Consider the following 21,330-nt stretch of genomic DNA (forward strand, 5'->3'; position numbering starts at 1 on the left):
GTGGCAGTCCGGCCGATCCGGCTGTTCGGCGACCCCGTCCTCCGGACGCCGAGCGCTGCCATCACCGACATCGACGAGGGCATCCGAGCGCTCGTGCAGGACCTCATCGACACGGTGGAGCTGCCCGGCCGCGCGGGCGTCGCCGCACCGCAGATCGGTGTGGGGCTGCGCGCGTTCAGCTACAACATCGACGGCGACATCGGCTACATCCTCAACCCCGAGGTGGTGGAGGTGTCCGGGGAGCCTGAGCCCACCGGCGAAGGCTGCCTGTCGGTGCCCGGCCTCTGGCACGACGCGCTGCGGCATCCGTGGGCGAAGGTCGTCGGCATCGACCTAGACGGCAACGAGGTCGTCCTGGAGGGTGAGGGTCTGCTCGCGCAGGCGCTCCAGCACGAGACCGACCACCTGGACGGCAAGCTCTACCTCGACCGGCTTCCGCCGGAGACACGGCGCATCGCGATGCGCGAGATCCGCGAGAGCGACTGGATGTGAGAATGGCCCGGGGCGCTGCCCCGGGCCATTCCGTTCCGCTCGGTCAGCCGATCGACACGTTGGTCGTCGACACCGGCACGTCGTAGATCGCGTCGACGTCGGACGCGAAGTCGGTCATGATGACGTTCCGCTTGATGCTGAGCTTCGGGGTCAGGTGACCGCTGGCCTCGGTCCATTCCGTCGGCAGGATCGTGAACTTGCGGATCGACTCGGCGCGCGAGACCGCCTTGTTCGCGTGATCTATGGCCTTCTGAACTTCAGCCCGCACGGCGCTGTTCTTGGATGCTTCTTCGAGGGTCATGTTCTTGTCGAGGCCGTTGTTGCCGAGCCACGTCGGGAGCATCTCGCTGTCGAGCGTGATGAGCGCCGCGATGAACGGCTTCTGGTCGCCGACCACGACGACCTGCCCGACGATCGGGTTCGCGCGGATCGGATCTTCGAGCACCGCCGGGGCGACGTTCTTGCCGCCTGCGGTGACGATGATCTCCTTCTTGCGTCCGGTGATCGTGAGGAAGCCCTCCTCGTCGAACGAGCCCAGGTCGCCGGTCTTGAACCAGTCGCCGTCGAACGCCTCGGCCGTGGCCTCGGGATTGCGCCAGTACTCCTTGAAGACGTCGATGCCGCGCACCTGGATCTCGCCGTCGTCGGCGATGCGCACGCCGACGCCCGGCAGAGCCGGACCGACCGAGCCGATCTTGGACTTCGTGGCCAGGTTGATCGTGGCGGGAGCCGTCGTCTCGGTGAGGCCGTAGCCCTCGAGGATGACGAGCCCGAGGCTGTGGAAGAAGTGGCCGAGTCGCGAGCCCAGCGGGGCGGATCCCGACACGGCGAACACCACGCGGCCGCCCATCGCCTCGCGCAGCTTGCTGTAGACGAGCCGATCGAACAGCGCGAATTTGATCTTCGTGAAGACGGGGATCTTCTTGCCGGCCTGGAGCAGCTTGGAGTGCTCGACGGCGGTGTGCGCGGCGGCGCGGAAGATCTTGCCCTTGCCGCCCGCCTCTGCCTTCTGCTCGGCGGAGTTGTACACCTTCTCGAACACGCGCGGCACGGCCAGCAGGAAGGACGGCTTGAACGAGCCGAGCGAGGGGAGGAGCTGCCTGGTGTCGGGCTGGTGCCCGGTCTTCACGCCGGAGTGGATCGCGAGGATGGAGATGAACCGGGCGAAGACGTGCGCGGTCGTGATGAACAGCAGGGTGGATGCGCCGGGCGCTTCGACGACCTCGCTCATCGCCTTCGCGGAGTTGCGGGACAGCTCGACGAAGTTGCTGTGGGTCAGCACGCACCCCTTCGGGCGACCGGTCGATCCGGAGGTGTAGATGAGCGTGGCGATGTCCGCACCGACCGCGAGGTTGCGGCGCCGCTCGATCTCGGCATCCGGGACTTCCTTGCCCCGGGTGATGAGCTTGTCGAGGTCGCCGCTGTGCATCGACCAGGTGTGCTGCAGGAGCGGAACCTCGTCGCGGATCTCGTCGAGACGTGCGCTGTGCTCCGGCGACTCGACGATGCTGGCGATCGCTCCGGAGTCGGTGAGGATCCAGGAGATCTGGGCGGGTGAGCTCGTCTCGAAGATCGGGACCATGACCGCGCCCGCATAGAACAGCGCGAAGTCGACGAGCGTCCAGTCATACGTGGTGCGCGCCAGGAACGACACTTTGTCACCCGGCGCGAGCCCGGCCGCGACGAAGCCCTTCGCGAGGGCGATCACCTGACGCTGGAACTCCGCGGCGGTCACATCACGCCAGCCCTCGCCCTCGGGCACTGCGAACAGCGCCAGCTGCGGGGTCTTCTTCACCCGCTCTGCGAGCAGGTCGGTGATGTTCGCCTGGGGATCCGCGGGAACGATGGGGGGGACTTCGAACTGGACCACGGCGACTCCTTCGTAACCGGCACTTAACTCCGGTGCTGTGTGCCTGAAGTCTATCTCCGAGGGGCCTCCTCCTCCCGGTATGCGGTGGTGCTCCCGGATAGACTTCGAGGCGCCGCTGCGCCCCGCTGCGGTCTGAAGGGAACGGCGTGCTCAAGGTCGGAATCGACATCGGTGGAACCAAGATCGCGGGCGGCGTGGTCGACGAGGAAGGGCATATCGTCGAGCAGCTGCGGGTCGAGACGCCTACCGACACGTCGGCGCTCGAAGACGCCGTCGTCGACATGGTGCGTCACCTCGATCGCGGGCATGAGATCGCCGCTGTGGGCGTCGCCGCCGCCGGGTTCGTCGACCGTGCCGGCACCACCGTGATCCATGCGCCGAACATCGACTGGCACAACGAGCCCCTCAAGGCGAAGCTCGAGTCGCGCCTCGAGATGCCGGTGACGATCGAGAATGATGCGAATGCGGCCGGCTGGGCGGAGTTCCGCTTCGGAGCCGGGCGCGGCTACCAGGACGTCGCCATGCTGACCCTCGGCACCGGAGTCGGAGGCGCCGTCATCTCCGGTGGCGCGCTCTACCGCGGCGGCCACGGCATCGCCGGCGAACTCGGGCACACCCGGTTCGTTCGGGAGGGGCGACCGTGCGGCTGCGGACAGAACGGATGCCTCGAGCAGTATGCGTCGGGACGCGCACTGCAGCGCGAGGCCAACGCCATCGCCGACGAGGGCGGAGTGGGCGCGGCACTTGCCGCGGTCCGCGCGTCGAAGGGGACCATCGGAGGGCCCGCGATCTCTCGTCTCGTGCTCGCCGGAGACCCGGGCGCCCTCGAGGCGCTGCGCCGCGTGGCCACCGCGCTCGGTGAGGCTTGCGGCGGTTTCCAGGCCGTGCTCGACCCCGAGCTGTTCATCATCGGCGGGGGAGTGGCGCAGCTCGCAGATGTGCTGCTGGAACCGGTCCGCATCGCGTATGAGACGTCGCTGCCCGGCTACGGCGATCGGCCGATCGCGGAATTCGCGATCGCTCACCTCGGCAACGATGCCGGAATCATCGGCGCCGCAGACCTCGCGGGGAACGGGTAGCGATGTTCTACTGGCTGATGAAGTACGTGGTGATCGGACCGATCGTGAAGGCGATCTTCCGACCGTGGATCGTCGGCCGCCGCAACATCCCGCAGACCGGCGCCGCGATCCTCGCGAGCAACCACCTGTCGTTCGTCGACTCGGTGTTCCTGCCGCTCATGATCGACCGTCCGGTGGCGTTCCTCGCCAAGAGCGACTACTTCACCGGCAAGGGCCTCAAGGGGTGGGCGACTCGCGTGTTCTTCAAGGGCACCGGGATGATCCCGATCGACCGTTCGGGCGGCAAGGCCTCCGAGGCATCCCTCAACACCGGACTGCAGGTGCTGGGTCACGGCGATCTGCTGGGCATCTACCCCGAGGGCACGCGCAGCCCCGACGGCCGGCTGTACCGCGGCCGGACCGGCATCGCCCGGATGGCCCTCGAGGCGCACGTGCCGGTCGTGCCGGTCGTAATGGTCGACACCGACACGATGATGCCGATCGGGCGCAGGATGCCGCGCATCGCACGGGTCGGAGTGGTGATCGGCGAGCCCCTCGACTTCTCGCGCTTCGAGGGGATGGCCGGCGATCGCTACATCCTCCGGTCGGTCACCGACGAGATCATGGTCGCGCTCCATCGCATCGGGTCGCAGGAGTACGACGACGTGTACGCCAGCACGGTGAAGGACCGGCTCAAGAGCAGGCCGGCCGCGTCATAGCGATCCGGTGCAGACGGGCGCGCCGATAGACTTGGCGGATGCCCTCGCAGCTCGACTCCCTGGACCACTGGCGCACGCTCCCGATCAAGCAGCAGCCGAACTGGCCCGACGCCGACGCCGTTTCGGCGATGTCCGCCGAAATCGCCACGTTGCCGCCGCTCGTCTTCGCCGGTGAGGTGGATCAGCTGCGCGAGCGACTGGCTCGTGCCGCGGCCGGACGCGCCTTCCTGCTGCAGGGCGGGGACTGCGCCGAGACGTTCGCCGGCGCCACCGCGGAGCAGATCCGCAACCGGGTCAAGACCGTGCTGCAGATGGCGGTCGTGCTGACGTACGGCGCATCGATGCCCATCGTGAAGATGGGACGGATGGCGGGGCAGTTCGCGAAGCCGCGCTCGAGCGACACCGAGACCCGCGGGGAGGTCACCCTTCCCGCCTACCGCGGCGACATCGTCAACGGATTCGACTTCACCGAGGGCTCCCGCACGGCCGACCCGCAGCGTCTGCTGAAGGGCTACCACACGGCCGCGTCGACCATCAATCTCGTGCGCGCGTTCACGCAGGGTGGCTTCGCGGATCTCCGCGAGGTGCACTCCTGGAACAAGGGCTTCGCACAGAACCCCGCGAACCAGCAGTACGAGCGCCTCGCTCAGGAGATCGATCGGGCGATCAAGTTCATGGAGGCCGCCGGCGCCGACTTCGACGAGCTGCGCCGCGTCGAGTTCTACACGGGCCACGAGGGTCTGCTGATGGACTACGAGCGCCCGATGACGCGCATCGACTCGCGCACCGGCACGCCGTACAACACGTCGGCGCACTTCGTCTGGATCGGCGAGCGCACGCGCGACCTCGATGGCGCCCACATCGACTACTTCTCGAAGATCCGCAACCCCATCGGGGTCAAGCTCGGACCCTCGACGACCGCGAGCGACGTGCTCGAGCTGATCGACAAGCTCGACCCCGAGCGCGAGCCCGGCCGGCTGACTTTCATCACCCGGATGGGCGCGGGCAAGATCCGCGATGCCCTGCCGCCGCTGCTGGAGGCCGTCCGCGACTCGGACGCACTGCCGCTGTGGGTGACCGACCCGATGCACGGCAACGGCATCACCACCCCGACCGGCTACAAGACCCGCCGGTTCGACGATGTGGTGGACGAGGTGCGCGGCTTCTTCGAGGCCCACCGGGTGGTCGGCACGTTCCCCGGCGGCATCCACGTCGAGCTCACCGGCGACGATGTCACCGAGTGCCTCGGCGGCTCCGAGGAGATCGACGAGGCCGCCCTCGCGACGCGCTACGAGTCGCTGTGCGACCCGCGCCTGAACCACATGCAGAGCCTCGAGCTCGCGTTCCTCGTCGCCGAGGAGCTCGAGAAGCTCTGACCCTCAGCGGCGAGGCTTACAGCGCGGCTTTGATCCGGAACGTGACGACGGTGCCCTTGGTGTGCTTGGAGTCCGCGGGCGGATCCTGCGCCTCGACCTGCGTGACGGGGTCGGGGAAGAGGTCCCAGCTGCTGTTGTAGTCGTACTTGAACCCGGCGTTCTCGAGCTCAGCCTTGGCCTGATCCCGGGTCATGCCGACGATGTTCGGCACCGGGAACAGCGGCGGACCGGACGAGATGACGAGCGTCACGGCGTCGTTCGGCTGCCAGGGCGCGCCACCGTCCTTCGGGTCCATCCGGATCACGAGACCCTCGTCGATCGACTCGTTCGTCTCCTCGTAGGTCCCGGCGATCTGCAGGCCCTTGGCGTTGAGCGCCGCGGTCGCGTCGCCGACGCTCTTGCCGGTGACGTCCGGCACGGGGCCGACCGAGACCGAGAGCACCGCCGAGTCGCCCTCATGAAGAGTGCAGCCCGGGGTGCAGTCGATGGCCGGCTCACCCGAGCGGGGAGTGACGGATGCCGCGGTGACGCTGTTCTCCGCGGCATCCGTGAAGAACAGCAGATCGTCGCCGACCTGCACGAGAGCCGCTTCCAGAGTCGCGCGCGCCTGATCCGCCGGGAGCCCCCCGAGGGCCGGGACCACATGGTCCTGCGGGCCCTTCGAGACCAGGACCGTCACGGTGGACTCCTTGTCGACCGGCAGTCCGGCGCCGGGCTCGGAGCCGGTCGTCGTTCCGGCGGGGATGTCGAAGTCGAAGACGTCTTTCTGGACCCCCGTCAGCCCCTCCTCCTGCAGCACCGCCTGCGCGTCCGCGAAAGTCATCTTCGAGACATCCGGCACCATCACCATCGACCCGGGTCCGGAGCCGAACCACCACCCGATCAGGGCGGCGAGGGCGGCGAGCAGGATCACCACGGCGATCAGCCACCCGCCACGGCGCGCGCGCCGCCTCGTCATCAGGCGCAGCTGGGCGGCGTTGTCGACGTCGTCGATGGTGGCCATCGGCCCGGTGACGGCGGACGGGATGACCTTGGTCAGCTCGGTCTGGGCACCGCCCTCATCGTGGATGACCCCGATGGGCACCGCGCGGGCGACCTGCGGATGGATGCCGAGCTCGCGCTCGATCTCGCGGAACCGATCGAGCATCGCCCGTGCGTCGACCGGGCGGTCGTCGGGGTTCTTCTCGGTCGACCAGAGCACGAGCTCGTCCAGCTGCTCGGGGACGCCGGGGTTCTTGACGCTCGGCCGCGGGACCGAGTCGGTGGCATGTTGGAAGGCGATCTGCATCGGCTGCTCGCCCTTGTACGGCTGTTCGCCCGTGAGCATCTCGTAGAGCATGATGCCGAGCGCGTAGATGTCGCTGCGGGCATCGGCCGTCCCACGGGTGACGAGCTCGGGGGCGAGGTAGGCGATCGTGCCGAGCAGCTGCGCTCCGGTCGCGGTGTTCGCGCTCGTGGCGCGCGCAAGCCCGAAGTCGCCGATCTTGATGCGCCCGTCGTCGGCGAGCAGGATGTTCTCCGGCTTGACGTCCCGATGCACGATTCCGGATCGGTGCGCGGCGGCGAGGCCGGCGAGCACGGCATCCATGATCGTGATCGTCTGCGGGATCGTGAGCCGGCGCTGCTCGCGCAGCAGCTCGCGCAGGGTGATGCCCGGCAGGTACTCCATGACCAGGTAGGCCATGTCGCCGTCCTGGCCCTGATCGAACACGTTGACGACGTGCGGATCGGCCAGTCGCGCGGCCGCCCGCGCCTCCTGGATGAACCGGCTCTGGAACACGGTGTCGTCGCTGAGATGGCCGTGCATGACCTTGAGCGCGATCCTGCGCTCGAGCCGCAGGTCGGTCGCGACGTACACGGTCGCCATGCCGCCGCGCGCGATGCGCGCGCGGACCCGGTATCGGCCGTCAACCAGACGGCCGATCAGCGGGTCGGCCTGCTGACTCGTGCTCACGCTGAGAGTCTACGGACGCGGGGCCGTGAGGCCCGGGAGCGCCTCACCCGCGGGACCTTCGCCGGAGCGGGGTCAGCCGAGTGATGCGAGCCACGCGAGCGCGGCAGGCTCCCACTGTCCATAGAGCTCCGGGTGTGCGGAGATCTGCACCGCCTGGGCCGCCTGGGTGAACGACAGACCCTGCCAGCCGGGGATGTCGAGGAGTCCGCGCGTGTTCCACCCATTGGGGTCGGAGGGGCCTCCGAAGAAGGCCCGCGTCGCCCGTTCGGCGTTGCCGACTTCGGCGGCGGTGCCCCAGCCCGCGCTGGGGCGCTGCTGGAAGAGACCGATCGAGTCACGATCGCCCGCCGCGAGGTTGCGCAGCGATGACTCCTGCATCGCCGCACCGAGCGCGATCGCGAGCCCGCGGTCGGGAACGCCGAGCTCGCGGCCGACGCGGATGATGAGCTGCGCGTTCGCCCGCTGCTCGGCGTCTAGCGTCGGGATGGGCTTCGGGGCAGGGGGAGCCGCCGCGACCGCAGCGGGCGGCACGTTGAGCGCGATCTTCTGCCCGGGGTAGATGATCGAGCCCCAGCCCAGGCGGTTCGCGGCGAACAGCGTCTGCACGGTCACGCCGTTGCGCTGGGCGATCGAGCTGAGCGTGTCGCCCTTCTGGACCGTGTAGACACCGGATGCCGCGACCGGAGCCTGCGGCGCAGGCGCCGGCGCCGCCGGCTGGACCGCCGGTGCCTGGCCGCCCGGGAGCGTGAGCTTCTGGCCGGGGTAGATGATGGACGCCCAGCCGAGCCCGTTGGCGGCGAACAGGGCCTTGATCGTCACGCCGTGCCGGCCGGCGATGGCACTCAGGGTGTCGCCCTTCTGCACGGTGTACGTGCCGGCCGATGCGACCGGTGCCGTCGGGGCCGGGGCTGCCGGGGTCGCGCCGGTGAGGCGGAGCACCTGGCCGGGGCGGATGATCGATGTGGACGTGAGCCCGTTGAGGGCGAGGACGTCGGCGGTGCGCAGACCGTAGCGGGCCGCGATCCCGAAGACCGTGTCGCCGCGCTGCACCGTGTAGGTCGCGGGTGAGGCTGCCGTCGGCACGCGAGAGGTCGACGTCGCTGCGGGGGAGTCGCTGCCTGGTGCGCGCGGCGATCGGTGGTGATCGGCGGCGCTTTCCACGGCCATCGCGGGAGATGGTGCGGCGCCCAGGAGAAGAGCGATCGACCCCGCAACAGCGGCCGGCATGAGTGCGGGCGCACCGCGGAGTCGGGAACTGTCCACCTGTTGTCGCACGAGTCTCCCCCTCTGTGACTGACCAAAACCGTGTCACGGAAGTTAATTCGTGTCAACTGATGCTAAAGAAGTGACTGTTGTGACTGAAGGGACGGAAGTGAGCATGACGGCGCGATTCGCAGAGCGATCTTCGCGTGAGATAGTGGCACGGTGACCGCTGAGCCCGCGCCGCTTTTCGAGACCGACTGGCTGACCCTCCCCGAACTGGTGGATGTGCTCGGCGAACCGCTGGGCCGCGTCAAGCGGTTCCTCGACGAGTCGCATCTCGTCGGGGCCCGCCAGGAGGACGGCGTCTTCAAGGTGCCCGCCGCCTTCATCCTCGACGGGCATCCGCTGGCATCGCTGCACGGAACGCTCATCGTGCTGCACGATCGCGGTTTCACCGACGATGAGACGATCGAGTGGCTCCTCACCCCCGAGGAGTCCATCGGGCTCGCGCCGATCGAGGCCCTCCGTGCCGGCCGCAAGAGCGAGGTCCGGCGCGTAGCCCAGTCGCTGGGCTGAGCCCTCGACCGGTATTCCCCGCCTGAGCGATCAGGTGGTCCGGACAGTCGCGGCCCGTGCCAGGTCACGCAGCTCGCCGACCGCGGCGTTGCCGAGGCGTGCGCCTGACAGCGACCGCTCCGCCTCACGGGCATAGTCCGCGATGAGCGACTCGACGCGCTCCAGGGCTCCGGTCTCGACGATCGTGCGCTGCAGCGCAGCGATCTGCGGGCCATCGAGGTCGGGGTCTCCGATCAGCTCGTCGACGATCCGCCTCGGCGACGCGGCGAGACCCTCCCGGGCGAACGCGATCAGCACCGTGCGCTTGCCCTCACGGAGGTCGTCACCGGAGGGCTTGCCGGTCTGCGCCTCGTCACCGAAGACGCCCAGGACGTCGTCGCGCAGCTGAAAGGCCATGCCGAGCGGATGCCCGAACGCGGCCAGCGCGGCCTGCTGCGCGGCATCCGCTCCCGCGATTGCTGCGCCGATGGCGAGCGGCTGCTGCACGCTGTACCGCGCCGACTTGAACGACGCGACGCGCAGCGCGCGCGCCGCGTGCCGGTCGTCCGGCTCGGTGCGGAAGGCGGACTCCTCGGCGACGTCGAGGAACTGCCCGATGGTGACGTCGCGCCGCATCCTCGCGTACTCCGCACGCGGTGCGGCGGGGGAGACGGATGCCGCGGCCAGCCCGTCTTCGAAGAGGTCGTCGCTCCACGCCAGCAGCAGGTCGCCGAGGAGCACGGCGGCCGACCGGCCGAAGGCGGCGGCATCGCCCTCCCAGCCTGCGGCCCGGTGCGCCGCCTCGAGCGACCGGTGGGCCGCCGGCCGCCCTCGGCGCGTATCGGAGTTGTCGATGAGATCGTCGTGGACGAGCGCCGCCGCGTGAAAGACCTCGAGCGACGCGGCGGCGGCGATCACTTCAGCGGGCAGCGCTCCGGAGCGATCGGAGAGCTCCGCCACGGCCCGGAATCCGGCGACGCAGAAGCGCCCGCGCAGCCGCTTGCCGCCACGGAGAGCGTCGGCTGCCGCGCCGACGAAGAGGGCCGCTTCGGTGCCGAGACCGTCTGACTCATCGCGCTGGATGGCGACGAAGTTGTCCAGTCGCTGAGAAATAGCCGCGACGGGATCCACAGGGGCTGACACGGGCCTAGCCTAGTGATCCAAGGCACGCGTAGAATTGACGCGTTCGAGTGTGTAGAGGGGGAAGCATGCCACTCTCCGAACAGGAGCAGCGCCTGCTTGATGAGATGGAACGCCATCTCATGCGGAACGACGCGGATGTCGTGAGCGCGCCCACAGATGGCCGCACGTTGAGTTATCGCAACATCGTCTACGGCACGATCCTGGTTCTGGTGGGCCTCGGCGGTCTGATCTTCGGGGTATCGACGAGCTTCGTGGTCGTCGGCGTCATCGGCTTCGTGGTCATGCTGGGCGGTGTGATCCTCGCGGTCACGCCGACGAAGGGCCTCGGCGCGGTGCCGCTCGAGACCGAACCGCAGGCCGCCAAGCCGCACCGATCGACTTCGTTCATGGATCGCATGAACGATCGCTGGGACCGCCGCCAGGAAGACCGCTGACAGCCGCCTGACCTTTCAAGAGCATCGACCTTCGGGTCGGTGCTCTTTTTTTTTGCCCGGACGCAGACGGCAGCGCGCGTCATCTCGTGCCGGATTCCGGACGAGTGGAGGACGGGCCCAACTGCGCCGTGATTCGCATAGCCATGTGGAGGGAAGTGGAGTAAAGTGGCGGACATACCCGTCGGGGGGCCGAACAGAGGGGGGTGATCCGCCGATGCTTCTGGGCACGCACACTCCCAAGCTCGATGACAAAGGGCGCGTCATCCTTCCCTCGAAGTTCCGTGACGACCTCGGTGCCGGCATCGTGGTCACCCGCGGACAGGACCGCTGCCTGTACGTCTTCAGCGCGGCGGAGTTCGAGCGCATCCACGAGCGGATCCGCGAGACCCCCCTGACCAACCGGGACGCCCGGAACTTCCTGCGGATGTTCCTTTCCGGGGCAAGCGCCGAAAAGCCCGACAGCCAGAACCGCATCACGATCCCCCCTCCGCTGCGCGCCTATGCCGGCCTGGAGCGAGACCTCGTCGTCACCGGCGTGGGCGCCCATGCCGAGATCTGGAACGCCGACGCGTGGAACACCTACGCGGAAGGCAACGAAGAGAGCTATGCCGAGCTGGAGCAGGAGGTGATTCCGGGCCTGTTCTGAGCCCCCCGGCCGTGACTCCCAGCCGCTCCCGCCCTGACGCACTTCCCCGGCGCCAGGTCAGAGCGGATGGGGATCAGGGCCGGGGGACCAGTGCCCAGACATCATGAACCTCCGCGACATCCACACTCCCGTGCTGCTCGACCGCTGCGTCGAACTGCTCACCCCCGCCGTCGAGCCCGAAGGCGCGGTGCTCGTCGATGCGACGCTCGGCATGGGCGGCCATGCCGAGGCGTTCCTCGAGCGCTTTCCCAGGCTCCATCTCATCGGCCTCGACCGCGACCGCGACGCTCTGGCCATCGCCCGGGAGCGGCTCGCGCCGTTCGGCGACCGGGTGACGCTCGTGCACACCGTGTACGACGGCATCGCCGAGGCCGTCACATCGACCGGGCGATCATCGGTCGACGGCATCCTCTTCGATCTCGGCGTCTCTTCGCTCCAGCTCGACGAGGCCGACCGCGGCTTCGCGTACGCGCGGGATGCGCCGCTCGACATGCGCATGGATCAGACCTCCGGCACGACGGCCGCCGACATCCTTGCCACCTACGGCGAAGGCGACCTGCGTCGCATCTTCGAGCGGTACGGCGAGGAGAAGCTGTCCGGCCGCTACGCCCGAGCCATCATCCGCGCTCGACAGGAGGCGCCGATCGAACGGTCCGGCCGACTGGTCTCGATCCTCCACGACGCGACGCCCGCGGCGCTGCAGCGGACGGGACATCCGGCCAAGCGGGTCTTCCAGGCGCTGCGGATCGAAGTCAACCGCGAGCTCTCCGTTCTCGAACGCGCGATTCCGGCGGGGCTCGATCTGCTCCGGGTGGGCGGGCGGATGGTGGTCATGTCGTACCAGTCCCTGGAAGACCGCATCGTCAAGCACGACTTCGCCGATGCGACCGCCTCCACGGCTCCGGCGGGGCTCCCGGTCGAGCTCCCCGAGCACACCCCGCGCTTCCGGCTGCTCGTCAAGGGCGCCGAGCTCGCGTCTGCCGAGGAGATCGCGCGCAATCCCAGAGCGACTCCGGTGCGCCTTCGCGCGGCCGAGCGCATCAAGGAGGCGCGATGAGCGTTCCCCTGCGCACCGCGCCGGCCCCATCCCGCTGGGACGAGGCGCGACGGCGACTGCGGCTGCTGGATGCTCCGGCGCGCCGCCGTCCTCGGCTGCTCTACGCGATGATCGCACTGGGCGGGGCGATCACGATCGGCGCCGCTCAGATGTGGCTCTCGGTGCTGACCACCCAGGGCTCGTATGAGCTCTCCGCCCTCCGCAGCACGCAGCGCGAACTCGGCTGGCAGAGTCAGATGCTGTACGACGACGTCGCCGGGCTCAGCTCGCCGCAGTATCTCGCGGCGAACGCCTCCGCCCTCGGCATGGTGATCAACGAGTCGCCGAACTATCTGCGGCTCAGCGATGGGGCCATCCTCGGTGCGGGGCAGGTGGCGCTCGGCGCGTCATCGGTCGACGCCATCGGCCGCGCCGGCGTGCCCAACGCCCTCATCACCGACACCCCGCTCGTGACCGAGCCGGACGCGACGATCGCGGGAGCGCCCGTGATCGCTGCGGAGACGAACCCCGACGGCACCACGGCCGACGGAGTCCCGGCGGATGGTGTCGCGATCGCGAACACTCCGCCGGCGCTCACCGACGGACTGCCCACCCCGAGCACACACTGAGGTCATGACCACCAAGAGCACCCGCAGCCCGCGCCGTCGCACCGTGGTCGCCCTCGCCGTCGTGCTCGTGGTGCTCGCCGGATTCATCGTGCGACTCGTCGACATCCAGGTCGTGAGCGCGGCCGAGCACATCGAGGACTCGCTCGCCAACGCGCTCGGCGGCGGCAGGCCGGTGTACGGCACCAGGGGAAGCATCGTCGACGAGTCCGGGCAGACGCTCGCCGGCAGCATCCTGCTGTACGACGCGCAGCTCGACCCCTCGAACGTGGGACCGCTCAAGCGGAAGAACGACAAGGGCAAGGTCGTCGAAGTCCCGTGGACCGAAGTCGCCGCCGAGATCGCCGAGATCACCGGCCAGACGGCCGAAGAGGTCCAGAAGGTCGTCGACGATGCCCGTGCGGCCGACCCGGACTCGCAGTACGCGCTGCTCAAGCGCGGGCTCACCACCGAGCAGTTCCGCACCCTGGCCGATCTCGGCATCCCGTTCCTGTACTTCGAGCCCCACCCCGCGCGCACCTACCCGGACGGCGCAGTGGCCGGCAACGTGGTGGGCTACATGGGGATCGACGGGGCACCGCTCGGCGGGCTCGAGCAGAGCGAGAACGACTGCCTCACCGCGACGGACGGCACCCTCGCCTACGAGAAGGGCAAGGACGGGGTCATCATCCCCGGGACCGAGGTCGAGGATCCTGCTGTCGACGGCGGGACGCTGACGCTCACGATCAACCGCGACCTGCAGTGGTACCTCCAGCAGCTGATCGCCGAGCAGGTGCAGGACGAGCAGGCGCTGTCCGGCACGATCACCGTCGTCGAGGTGGCCACGGGCAAGATCCGGGCCGCCGCCGAGTACCCGACCGTCGACCCCAACGACGTCGCGGCGTCGAAGGTCGACGATCGCGGGAGCCGGATCTTCACCAACTCCTTCGAGCCCGGATCGACCTTCAAGGCGCTCACCGCAGCGACGCTCATCGACGCCGGCGGGCAGACCCCGCGCTCGAGCGTCACCGTCTCCGGCGACGAGACCTTCGCCAATGGGGCACGCGTGAGCGACGCCTTCGACCACCCGACGTACGACTACACGCTGACCGGCGTGCTCATCGACTCGTCCAATGCGGGCATCTCGAAGTTCTCCGAGCGGGTGAGCGCCCAGACCCGATACGACTACTTCAAGCGGTTCGGCATCGGCGATGGAAGCAGCATCCCGTTCTACGGCCAGTCCAACGGCTGGCTCTCCAAGCCCGACACGTGGGACTACCAGACGCTCTACAACACCGCGTTCGGGCAGGGTGTCTCGACGACCGTGCCTGAGCTGGCGGGGGCGTACCAGGCCATCGCGAACGACGGGGTCAAGGTGCCGCTGTCGATCGTCGAGTCGTGCACCCAACCTGATGGCACCGTGGAGAAGCCGCAGCTGCCCGAGCCCTCGCGGATCCTCAGCGAGCAGACCGCCACCGACGTGCAGCAGATGCTCGAGAACGTCTTCGTGCAGGGGCAGCTCGCTCCGCAGGTCGCCATTCCCGGATACCGTGTGGCGGGCAAGACCGGCACGGGCGAGAAGTCCGACGGCAACGGCGGCTACAAGCGTGGCGTGTACTTCACGACGATGATCGGATTCGCGCCTGCCGACGACCCGCAGTACCTCGTCGTCGTCACGCTCGACGAGCCGACCAGGGTAAAGTCATCTGCGGCCAATGCGCCGGCATGGCAGAAGGCCATGACCCAGGTGCTCAAGACCTATCGCATCATGCCGGCGACGTCAGCACCCACACTGCTCCCCAAGTTCGCTCAGTGACGTCGGTCCGGCCGGAGAACCGATGATCGACTTCACTCTCAGCAGGCTCGCCCACGTCGTCTCCGGTGAACTGCGCCTCGCGGCATCCGACACCCCGGACACCGTCGTATCCGGCGCGGTCGACACCGACTCCCGGCTGATCGGCCCCGGCGACATCTTCGTGGCGAAGCCCGGCGAGGTGACCGACGGGCACCTCTTCGTCGACACCGCTGTGGCGGCCGGTGCGGTCCTCGCGCTCGTCGAGCGACCGGTCGACGCCGCGGTCTCGCAGATCGTCGTGCCCGACGTCGTCGCCGCACTGGCCGATCTCGCGCGCGCCACCGTCGCGCGCGTGCGGGCCGAGGGCGAGCTGCGCGTCGTGGGCATCACCGGCTCGAACGGCAAGACCACGACCAAGAACCTCCTCGCCCGCATCCTCGAGTCCGAGGGCGAGACCGTGTCGCCGCGCGCGTCTTTCAACAACGAGGTCGGCGCGCCGCTGACCATGCTGCGCGTGACGGCCACGACGCGATTCCTGGTCAGCGAGTTCGGTGCGAGCGCGCCCGGCGAGATCGCTCGCCTCGCCGGCCTCGTCGAACCGGATCTCGGGGTCGTCCTGATGGTGGGCATGGCCCACGCGGGCGGCTTCGGCGGCATCGATGCGACGCTCGCGGCCAAGTCCGAGCTCGTGCGGGCCGTGCGCCCCGGGGGGCTCGCGGTGCTCAACGCCGATGACGGGCGGGTCGCGTCCATGGCGTCGATCGCCGCTGAGCGCGATGCCGCGGTCCGCTGGTTCGGCCGAGGCGGCGGTGCGACCCACGTGCGCGCCGACGACGTCGAGGTCACGGCATCCGGTACCCGCTCCACGATCACCGCCGACGGTGTCACTCTGCCCCTGAACTTGAAGGTCCTCGGCGAGCACCACGTCATGAACGCGCTCGCGGCGATCGCCGCGGCGACCGCCCTCGGGGTGTCGCTGCAGGACTGCATCACCCGCCTCGAGACCGTCGAACTGGCCGAGCGGTGGCGCATGCAGCCGATGGGGTCCGACCGCGTGCGGATCATCAACGACGCCTACAACGCCAGCCCCGACTCGATGTCGGCGGCGCTGCGCACCCTCGCACAGATCACGGGGCCGGGCGAGCGGACCGTCGCGGTGCTCGGCGCGATGAGCGAACTGGGGGAGTACGCCGGCGAGGAGCACGACCGCATCGGCCTGCAGGCGGTGCGGCTGGGCATCCAGCGCATCGTCGTGATCGGACCCGAGGCGCGGCGGCTGTTCCTCGCCGTCGTCGGCGAGGGCTCGTGGGACGGCGAGGGGGTCTACTTCGCCACCGCCGACGAGGCCTACGACTATCTCCTCACCGAACTGCGGGACGGCGATCGGGTGCTGGTCAAGTCCTCCAACTCGGCAGGTCTGCGGCACCTGGGCGATCGTCTGGGAGAATCGTTCTCGTGAGATCCCTCCTTACTGCTGCGTCGATCTCGCTGGCCTTCACCCTGTTCCTCACGCCGGTGTTCCTGCGGTGGTTCCGCAAGTGGGGCTGGGGCCAGATCATCCGCACGCCTGAGGACGGGAACATCCCGCCCCACGAGGCCAAGCGGGGCACCCCCACCATGGGCGGTGTGATCTTCATCGTCGGCACGCTGGTCGGCTACTTCATCGGCACGTACGCCGGAAACTTCCCGCCCACCGTCTCGGGCCTGCTCGTGCTGTGGATGATGGTCGGATTCGGGGTGGTCGGCTTCATCGACGACTACATGAAGGTGCACCACCAGCGCAGCCTCGGACTGACCGGGTGGCGCAAGATCGTCGGGCAGGTCATCGTCGTCGTCCCCTGGGCGATCGTCTCGCTGAACTTCCCGAACGCCGCCGGGCAGACCCCGGCGTCTCCGTACGTCTCGATCTTCCGCGACATCCCACTGCTGTCCTTCATGGCGCTCGGCCTCGTGGTCGGCTGGATCCTCTACATCCTGTGGATCACGTTCATCGGGGTCGCCTGGTCGAACAGCACGAACGTGACCGATGGCCTCGACGGACTCGCGGCCGGATCGGGCATCTTCACGATCGCCGCGATGAGCCTCGTCACGTTCTGGCAGTTCCAGCAGCGCTGCGACTCCTCGGACCTGGTCGCCTCCTTCCAGACCGCGTGCTACGGCACCCGCGATCCGCTGGATCTCACGATCGTCGCTGCGGCGTTCGTCGGCGCCCTCGCCGGGTTCCTGTGGTGGAACGCGCCCAAGGCGCAGGTGTTCATGGGCGATGTCGGGTCGATGGCGATCGGCGGGGTCATCGCCGCGATGTCGATCCTGTCGCGCACCGAGGTGCTCACCGTCATCGTCGCGGGCGTCTTCATCATCGGACCCGGGTCGGTGATCCTCCAGCGCTACTACTTCAAGCTCACGCGAGGCAAGCGCCTCTTCCTGATGAGCCCGTTCCATCATCACCTCGAGATGCGCGGCTGGGCCGAGACGACGATCGTCGTGCGGATGTGGATCATCGCCGCCATGCTCGCCGTCACCGGCGTCGGGCTCTTCTACGTCGAGTGGCTCGCCCGCACATGAGCGCCGATCGCCTCAGCGCCCTCACGAGCTGGCACGCCGACTGGAAGGGGCTGCGGGTCGCTGTGCTCGGCCTCTCGGTGACCGGCTTCTCGGTCGCCGACACGCTGGCCGAGCTCGGCGCCGATGTCCTCGTCGTCACCGAGCGCGCCGACGAGGAGTACGAGCGGCTCCTCCCGGTCATGGGGGCGCGGCTCTGGGTCGGCTCACTGAGCGATGTCCCCCCTGCGCTGGCAGAGTTCGATCCCGAACTCGTCGTGGCATCGCCCGGCTTCCCGCCGGGGCATCCGGTCATCACGTGGGCGCGTGAGCGCGGCGTCGGACTCTGGGGCGACGTCGAGCTGGCCTGGCGGGTGCGCGACAAGGTCGTGCGCGCCGACGGAACACCCGCCGACTGGATCCTCATCACGGGGACCAACGGCAAGACCACCACGACCCGGCTGACTGCGACCATGCTCGTCGCGGGCGGCCTGCGGGCCGTGCCCGTCGGCAACATCGGCACTCCGGTGCTCGACGCGGTGCGCGACCCCGAGGGCTTCGACGCGCTCGTCGTCGAGCTGTCGAGCCACCAGCTCTGGTACCTCGGCCTGCAGGACGGACCCGAGCCGGTGTCGCCGTTCGCGAGCGTGTGCCTCAACCTCGCCGACGACCACCTCGAGTGGCACGGCTCGTTCGACGCGTACCGCGACGCGAAGGCGCACGTCTACGACCGCACGCGCGTCGCGTGCGTGTACAACAAGGCGGATGCCGCGACCCGCCGCATGGTCGAGGACGCCGATGTCGTCGAGGGCGCGCGCGCCATCGGATTCGACCTCGGAGTCCCGGGGCCGAGCGATCTCGGCGTGGTCGACGGGATCCTCGTCGATCGCGCCTTCCTCGACGACCGCCACACCAGCGCCCTCGAGCTCACGACGGTGGCGGATGTCGCAGCCCTTGGGCTCGGCGCACCGCACATGGTCGCGAACATCCTCGCGGCCAGCGCTCTCGCCCGTGCGCTCGATGTGCCGCCGGTGGCGATCCGCGCCGCCCTGCAGGAGTTCACGCTCGACCCGCACCGCATCCAGGTCGTGGCGATGCACGGCGGCGTCACGTGGGTCGACGATTCCAAGGCCACGAACCCGCATGCCGCCGCGTCTTCGCTCGCGGCGTATCCGGGCGCGGTGTGGGTCGTGGGCGGACTCCTCAAGGGTGTGGATGTCTCCGACCTCGTCGCCGGGCGCGGCGCCCGCGCGAAGGCCGCGATCGTGATCGGCCTCGATCGCGCGCCGGTCGTGGCGGCGTTCTCGCGACACGCGCCCGCGGTGCCCGTGTTCGAGGTGGACGGCGCTGAGACTGGGGATGTCATGGCACGGGTCGTTGAACTGGCGGCCGGGATCGCACGTGACGGGGACGTCGTGCTGCTCGCCCCCGCCGCCGCATCCTTCGATCAGTTCGCGTCCTATGCAGACCGAGGCCGGCGTTTCGCGGCAGCGGTGAGGGAACGGATCGCAGGGGGAGACGATGGCGAGCACGACCACCGCCCCGACCCGACCGGGCCAGATCCCGCCTGACCCGAAAGGCCGCCGAGGCCTGGCCGCCCGCGTGTCGCTCGGCAAGGTGTTCGCGCCGGTCCCGAGCGAGTTCCTGCTCATCACCTCGACGGCGCTGCTGCTGACCTTCTTCGGTCTCGTGATGATCCTCTCGGCGACATCGGCTACCGCGACCGCGGCGGGCCAGCCGCCCTATGAGGCCGTGCTCAAGCAGGCGATGTTCGCCGTGCTCGGCATCCCGCTGATGTTCATCGCCAGCCGCCTCCCCATCGCGTTCTGGAAGAAGGTGGCGTGGCCGGCGCTGATCGCGGCGATCCTCTTCCAGCTGCTCGTCTTCGTGCCCGGCATCGGCGTCGAGGCGAACGGCAACCGCAACTGGATCGTCGTGGCGGGCCTCCAGGCCCAGCCCTCGGAGTTCCTCAAGCTCACCCTCGCGCTGTGGGTCGGGTACGTGCTGTTCCGCAAGCAGACGCTCCTCGGGTCGTGGACCCACGTCGTGATCCCGCTCGTGCCGGTCACCGTGCTCGTGCTGGCCACCGTCATGGCCGGCCGCGACATGGGCACGGCGATGATCATCGCCCTCGTGGCCCTCGGAGCGCTCTTCTTCTCCGGGGTGAAGCTGCGGCTGTTCATCCTGCCCGCCATGCTCGGCGTGCTCGGGGCTGTCGTGTTCGCGGCGACCAGCCCCGACCGCGTGCGCCGCATCCTGAGCTTCCTCAACCCGAACTGCCTCGCCGACTACTTCGGCGACTGCTACCAGCCGCTGCACGGCATCTGGGGCCTCGCCGGGGGCGGCATCTTCGGAGTGGGCCTCGGCGGCTCGAAGGAGAAGTACGACTGGCTCCCCGCCGCCGCGAACGACTACATCTTCGCGATCGTCGGCGAAGAACTCGGCCTGATCGGCTGCATCGTCGTGCTCGGGCTCTTCGCGCTCTTCGCGGTCGGGGCGTTCCACGTCATCCGCAAGACCCACGACCCGTTCGTGCGCATCGTGGCCGGCGCCATCACGGTGTGGATCGTCGGTCAGGCCCTCATCAACATCGGCGTCGTCCTGCGGGTGTTCCCCGTGCTCGGGGTGCCGCTGCCGTTCATGTCGCAGGGCGGCACGTCGCTGCTGTCCGTCCTCCTCGCCTGCGGCGTGCTGCTGTCGTTCGCCCGCACGCTGCCCGCGAAGACGGATGCCGCGGTGCGTCGTCGCCCGCGTGCGCAAGTAGTCTCGTCCAGGTGACGACGTACCTTCTGGCCGGTGGTGGCACTGCGGGGCATGTCAATCCGCTCCTCGCCGTCGCCGATGCGCTGCGCGAGCGCGAACCTGACGCGCACGTGCTCGTCCTAGGCACGCGGGAGGGGCTCGAAGCCCGCCTGGTGCCGCTTCGCGGCTACGAGCTGCTGATCGTCGACAAGGTGCCGTTCCCGCGGCGGCCGAACCGCGCGGCCGCGTCTTTTCCGGCCCGGTTCCGGGGCGCGATCGCCCAGGTCCGGACCCACCTGACCGACCGGGCTGTCGACGTGGTCGTTGGCTTCGGCGGCTACGCGTCGGCGCCGGCCTATGTCGCGGCCGCGCGCGCGCACGTGCCGTACGTGGTGCACGAGGCCAACGCCAAGCCAGGGCTCGCCAACGTGCTGGGCGCGCGCCGGGCCGCCGCCGTCGGAGTGGCCTTCGCGGGCACCCGGCTCCGGGGCGGCACCGTGGTCGGGATGCCGCTGCGCCGTGAGATCGTCGACCTCGACCGACAGGGGCTGCGCGCCGAGGCAGCTGCCCACTTCGGGCTCGACCCTGATCGTCCGACGCTCCTCGTGTTCGGTGGGTCGCTCGGCGCCCGGCAGCTCAATGCGGCCTTCGGCGGTGCCTGGCAGGACGTGCTGGACGCCGGCTGGCAGCTTCTGCACGTCACGGGGGAGAAGTCCGAGCTCGTCGATCCGGGCGTGGCAGGCTATTGCCTGCAGCGCTACGTCGATCGGATGGACCTGGCGTTCGCGATCGCCGACTTCGTCGTGTCGCGTGCCGGAGCCGCCACCGTGAGCGAGATCAGCGCGCTCGGCATCCCGGCGGTGTACGTCCCGTACGCGGTCGGCAACGGGGAGCAGGCACTCAACGCCGCATCTGCGGTGCGCGCCGGTGCGGCGGCCGTCATCCCCGACAGCGAGTTCACGCCCGGGCGGGTGCGCACGGAGGTCATCCCGCTGCTGGCCGATGCCGCGCGGCGCACGGCGATGACCGCGGCCGCGGCATCCGTCGGAATCCGCACCGGCACCGAGAATGTCGTGGCCCTCGTCGACCGGGCCCTTCGGGGTCAGTGACCGAGGGTTCGGCGCCCGTGCCAGCGTGCCGGGGCCGAGCCCCCAGCCCGCC

19 protein-coding genes are annotated in these 21,330 nt (G+C 69.3%); 15 read left to right on the forward strand and 4 right to left on the reverse strand.

Translation table 11 applies throughout. The features are described 5' to 3' along the window. Positions 1 to 492: a peptide deformylase gene (def, locus tag ACXJ3V_RS00105; RefSeq protein WP_457098224.1), complete on the forward strand. Its 492-nt coding sequence runs from the start codon at positions 1 to 3 to the stop codon at positions 490 to 492. A 43-nt stretch (positions 493 to 535) separates the two neighbouring features. Here the strand turns inward: def and ACXJ3V_RS00110 are convergent, their stop codons facing one another. Next, positions 536 to 2,362, reverse strand: a complete 1,827-nt coding sequence (locus ACXJ3V_RS00110) for an AMP-dependent synthetase/ligase (RefSeq protein WP_457098225.1) — start codon at positions 2,360 to 2,362, stop codon at positions 536 to 538. 146 nt (positions 2,363 to 2,508) lie between these two features. On the opposite strand from ACXJ3V_RS00110, the gene ACXJ3V_RS00115 reads away from it, so the two are divergent. Genes ACXJ3V_RS00115 through ACXJ3V_RS00125 form a run of 3 tightly spaced genes read left to right on the forward strand, consistent with a single transcriptional unit; the run spans position 2,509 to position 5,515 of the window. After that, positions 2,509 to 3,441, forward strand: coding sequence for an ROK family glucokinase (locus tag ACXJ3V_RS00115; RefSeq protein ID WP_457098226.1), 933 nt, complete (start codon positions 2,509 to 2,511; stop codon positions 3,439 to 3,441). Between the two features lie 2 nt (positions 3,442 to 3,443). Then, positions 3,444 to 4,139, forward strand: a complete 696-nt coding sequence (locus tag ACXJ3V_RS00120) for a lysophospholipid acyltransferase family protein (RefSeq protein ID WP_457098227.1) — start codon at positions 3,444 to 3,446, stop codon at positions 4,137 to 4,139. Between the two features lie 38 nt (positions 4,140 to 4,177). Then, the gene (locus ACXJ3V_RS00125; RefSeq protein WP_457098228.1) at positions 4,178 to 5,515 is read left to right on the forward strand and encodes a class II 3-deoxy-7-phosphoheptulonate synthase; all 1,338 of its coding nucleotides are present in this window, start codon (positions 4,178 to 4,180) and stop codon (positions 5,513 to 5,515) included. A gap of 16 nt (positions 5,516 to 5,531) precedes the next feature. Here the strand turns inward: ACXJ3V_RS00125 and pknB are convergent, their stop codons facing one another. After that, complete coding sequence (pknB, locus tag ACXJ3V_RS00130) at positions 5,532 to 7,469, reverse strand: Stk1 family PASTA domain-containing Ser/Thr kinase (protein ID WP_457098229.1); 1,938 nt, start codon at positions 7,467 to 7,469, stop codon at positions 5,532 to 5,534. Between the two features lie 72 nt (positions 7,470 to 7,541). Then, positions 7,542 to 8,696 (reverse strand): LysM peptidoglycan-binding domain-containing protein, encoded by a 1,155-nt coding sequence (locus ACXJ3V_RS00135; protein ID WP_457098841.1) that lies wholly within the window; start codon positions 8,694 to 8,696, stop codon positions 7,542 to 7,544. Positions 8,697 to 8,894: 198 nt separating this feature from the next. Here ACXJ3V_RS00135 and ACXJ3V_RS00140 point away from each other — a divergent pair, with 198 nt between their 5' ends. Next, complete coding sequence (locus tag ACXJ3V_RS00140) at positions 8,895 to 9,248, forward strand: Rv2175c family DNA-binding protein (RefSeq protein ID WP_457098230.1); 354 nt, start codon at positions 8,895 to 8,897, stop codon at positions 9,246 to 9,248. Positions 9,249 to 9,278: 30 nt separating this feature from the next. Here ACXJ3V_RS00140 and ACXJ3V_RS00145 read toward each other — a convergent pair whose 3' ends face one another. Next, the gene (locus ACXJ3V_RS00145; RefSeq protein WP_457098231.1) at positions 9,279 to 10,370 is read right to left on the reverse strand and encodes a polyprenyl synthetase family protein; all 1,092 of its coding nucleotides are present in this window, start codon (positions 10,368 to 10,370) and stop codon (positions 9,279 to 9,281) included. Positions 10,371 to 10,435: 65 nt separating this feature from the next. On the opposite strand from ACXJ3V_RS00145, the gene ACXJ3V_RS00150 reads away from it, so the two are divergent. The 10 genes from ACXJ3V_RS00150 to ACXJ3V_RS00195 all read left to right on the forward strand — a co-directional run bounded on the left by ACXJ3V_RS00150 (position 10,436) and on the right by ACXJ3V_RS00195 (position 21,278). Beyond that, a complete protein-coding gene (locus tag ACXJ3V_RS00150) occupies positions 10,436 to 10,804 on the forward strand; it encodes a DUF3040 domain-containing protein (protein ID WP_457098232.1) in 369 nt (122 codons plus the stop codon). A gap of 214 nt (positions 10,805 to 11,018) precedes the next feature. Continuing rightward, positions 11,019 to 11,450 carry a division/cell wall cluster transcriptional repressor MraZ gene (mraZ, locus tag ACXJ3V_RS00155; protein ID WP_457098233.1) on the forward strand — a complete coding sequence of 144 codons (432 nt, stop codon included), beginning with the start codon at positions 11,019 to 11,021 and terminating at the stop codon, positions 11,448 to 11,450. Between the two features lie 103 nt (positions 11,451 to 11,553). Next, a complete protein-coding gene (rsmH, locus tag ACXJ3V_RS00160; protein WP_457098234.1) occupies positions 11,554 to 12,507 on the forward strand; it encodes a 16S rRNA (cytosine(1402)-N(4))-methyltransferase RsmH in 954 nt (317 codons plus the stop codon). Beyond that, complete coding sequence (locus tag ACXJ3V_RS00165; RefSeq protein ID WP_457098235.1) at positions 12,504 to 13,115, forward strand: hypothetical protein; 612 nt, start codon at positions 12,504 to 12,506, stop codon at positions 13,113 to 13,115. Before rsmH ends, ACXJ3V_RS00165 begins: the two co-directional genes overlap by 4 nt. 4 nt (positions 13,116 to 13,119) lie before the next feature. Further along, positions 13,120 to 14,907, forward strand: a complete 1,788-nt coding sequence (locus ACXJ3V_RS00170; protein WP_457098236.1) for a peptidoglycan D,D-transpeptidase FtsI family protein — start codon at positions 13,120 to 13,122, stop codon at positions 14,905 to 14,907. A gap of 22 nt (positions 14,908 to 14,929) precedes the next feature. Beyond that, the gene (locus ACXJ3V_RS00175) at positions 14,930 to 16,345 is read left to right on the forward strand and encodes a UDP-N-acetylmuramoyl-tripeptide--D-alanyl-D-alanine ligase (protein ID WP_457098237.1); all 1,416 of its coding nucleotides are present in this window, start codon (positions 14,930 to 14,932) and stop codon (positions 16,343 to 16,345) included. Beyond that, the gene (gene mraY / locus ACXJ3V_RS00180; RefSeq protein WP_457098238.1) at positions 16,342 to 17,451 is read left to right on the forward strand and encodes a phospho-N-acetylmuramoyl-pentapeptide-transferase; all 1,110 of its coding nucleotides are present in this window, start codon (positions 16,342 to 16,344) and stop codon (positions 17,449 to 17,451) included. The genes ACXJ3V_RS00175 and mraY overlap by 4 nt, the downstream gene beginning before the upstream one ends. Next, positions 17,448 to 18,998: a UDP-N-acetylmuramoyl-L-alanine--D-glutamate ligase gene (gene murD, locus ACXJ3V_RS00185; protein WP_457098239.1), complete on the forward strand. Its 1,551-nt coding sequence runs from the start codon at positions 17,448 to 17,450 to the stop codon at positions 18,996 to 18,998. Before mraY ends, murD begins: the two co-directional genes overlap by 4 nt. After that, positions 18,949 to 20,205, forward strand: a complete 1,257-nt coding sequence (gene ftsW, locus ACXJ3V_RS00190) for a putative lipid II flippase FtsW (RefSeq protein WP_457098240.1) — start codon at positions 18,949 to 18,951, stop codon at positions 20,203 to 20,205. The genes murD and ftsW overlap by 50 nt, the downstream gene beginning before the upstream one ends. After that, complete coding sequence (locus ACXJ3V_RS00195; protein ID WP_457098241.1) at positions 20,202 to 21,278, forward strand: UDP-N-acetylglucosamine--N-acetylmuramyl-(pentapeptide) pyrophosphoryl-undecaprenol N-acetylglucosamine transferase; 1,077 nt, start codon at positions 20,202 to 20,204, stop codon at positions 21,276 to 21,278. The genes ftsW and ACXJ3V_RS00195 overlap by 4 nt, the downstream gene beginning before the upstream one ends. The last annotated feature ends 52 nt before the right edge of the window (positions 21,279 to 21,330 follow it).

The sequence above is a fragment of the Microbacterium sp. P5_E9 genome (genome assembly GCF_054049175.1).

Excerpts from the sequence above, each read along its gene's own strand:
- ACXJ3V_RS00120 (WP_457098227.1), top strand. The coding sequence starts at position 3,444 with ATGTTCTACTGGCTGATGAAGTACGTGGTGATCGGACCGATCGTGAAG.
- ACXJ3V_RS00125 (WP_457098228.1), top strand. The coding sequence starts at position 4,178 with ATGCCCTCGCAGCTCGACTCCCTGGACCACTGGCGCACGCTCCCGATC.
- ACXJ3V_RS00135 (WP_457098841.1), bottom strand. The coding sequence starts at position 8,696 with ATGCCGGCCGCTGTTGCGGGGTCGATCGCTCTTCTCCTGGGCGCCGCA.
- ACXJ3V_RS00150 (WP_457098232.1), top strand. The coding sequence starts at position 10,436 with ATGCCACTCTCCGAACAGGAGCAGCGCCTGCTTGATGAGATGGAACGC.
- mraZ (WP_457098233.1), top strand. The coding sequence starts at position 11,019 with ATGCTTCTGGGCACGCACACTCCCAAGCTCGATGACAAAGGGCGCGTC.
- rsmH (WP_457098234.1), top strand. The coding sequence starts at position 11,554 with ATGAACCTCCGCGACATCCACACTCCCGTGCTGCTCGACCGCTGCGTC.
- ACXJ3V_RS00165 (WP_457098235.1), top strand. The coding sequence starts at position 12,504 with ATGAGCGTTCCCCTGCGCACCGCGCCGGCCCCATCCCGCTGGGACGAG.
- ACXJ3V_RS00170 (WP_457098236.1), top strand. The coding sequence starts at position 13,120 with ATGACCACCAAGAGCACCCGCAGCCCGCGCCGTCGCACCGTGGTCGCC.
- ACXJ3V_RS00175 (WP_457098237.1), top strand. The coding sequence starts at position 14,930 with ATGATCGACTTCACTCTCAGCAGGCTCGCCCACGTCGTCTCCGGTGAA.
- murD (WP_457098239.1), top strand. The coding sequence starts at position 17,448 with ATGAGCGCCGATCGCCTCAGCGCCCTCACGAGCTGGCACGCCGACTGG.
- ftsW (WP_457098240.1), top strand. The coding sequence starts at position 18,949 with ATGGCGAGCACGACCACCGCCCCGACCCGACCGGGCCAGATCCCGCCT.